A 1229-nucleotide genomic window follows, 5' to 3' on the forward strand; every position below is an offset into this window, starting at 1 on the left:
GGCCAGGCCCACGAGCTTGGCGATCTCACGGGCGTCGCGGTCGATCCACACGCACCGGGGCTCGTCGTGGATGGGAGAGAAGTCGACGTGCTCCTCCCAGACGAAGAGCGTGCGCTCGGCGCCGAGCACGTGCGGCTGCCACCAGATCTGGCGCAGATAGGTGCGCGGGATGCCACGGAAGGCCTTGTTGGTGGTCTTGATCTCGGCGAGCTTGACCCGGCCGTCGGCGTCGACGGCGATGCCGTCGGGTGTCGCCAGGTGGCGGTGCTCGACCTCTGCGCGAAAGAGCGCGGAAGACGGGAGGATGCCGTGCGTCGCCGCCACCCAGGCGGCGATCTCTGGCTCGCGGCGTCGTCCGTGGTCGGTGTACGCGTTGCCGCCGAAGCGCGGGCCCCCGCCGAGTTTGGAGTCCGCCGCTCGCGCGATCGACCTCTCGCTCGTGAGTCCTGCGACGTCCGTGGCGGTGATGCCGCGGGAGCGGGCTCGCATCCAGGCGACGCGATCGCGGGAGTCCGCGACGATGCGAGCTTGGAGTTCGGGAGTCACCTATCGAGCGTAACCCCGCGCACCGACTCTGCCGCCCACACACGCCGCTCGACGGCATCGCTCGACGGCATCGCTCAACCATGCGCTGGCCACCCCTCGGGGCCCGCGGATCCTGCGACGTAGTCGTCGAGCGGGACATCGCCCCGCCGCCATGCCTCGAGGATGGGCGCCACGATCCGCCACGACTGCTCGGCCGCATCGCCTCGCACCGCGAGCATCGGATCGCCGTCGAGGACGCCGGAGAGGACCTCGGCGTAGGCCTTGAGAGCGCCCTCGCCGAGCTCGGCGGACAGGGTCGCCCGTTCCAGCTCGAACGGGTCGTCCGACGCGTTGAGGTTCAGCTCGAGCGACATCAGGTCGGGGCCCAAGGAGAAACGAAGGACCGCGCCGGCCGAGGTGCCGGTGAGTCCGCGCGGCAGATGGCGGACAGGGCGGAAGCGCACGACGATCTCCCTCGCGGGCGTGCCGAGAGCCTTGCCGGAGCGGAGCCGGAAGGGGATTCCCGCCCAGCGGGCGTTGCGCACCTCGAACGTCGCCTCGGCGAGCGTCTCGGTCTGGCGGGTCGGGTCCACGCCCGGCTCGTCGACGTACGACGGCTTGGACGCGCCGTCGATCTCGCCGGCGGTGTATCGGGCCCGGCGCGACGACGCCTCCGGGTCGTCTCCCCACACCCTGGTCGCGCG

At 71.6% G+C, this 1229-nt stretch carries 1 protein-coding gene and 1 pseudogene; both read right to left on the reverse strand.

The features are described 5' to 3' along the window. Positions 1 to 546 (reverse strand): YqaJ viral recombinase family protein (locus J7E68_RS18830; protein ID WP_215175075.1); only part of this gene is annotated, 546 nt, incomplete at its 3' end. Positions 547 to 620: 74 nt separating this feature from the next. Beyond that, a pseudogene (locus J7E68_RS18835) lies at positions 621 to 1229 on the reverse strand (glucose-6-phosphate dehydrogenase); the annotation flags it as partial.

The organism is Microbacterium sp. ISL-103 (genome assembly GCF_018613995.1).
Lineage (GTDB): Bacteria > Actinomycetota > Actinomycetes > Actinomycetales > Microbacteriaceae > Microbacterium.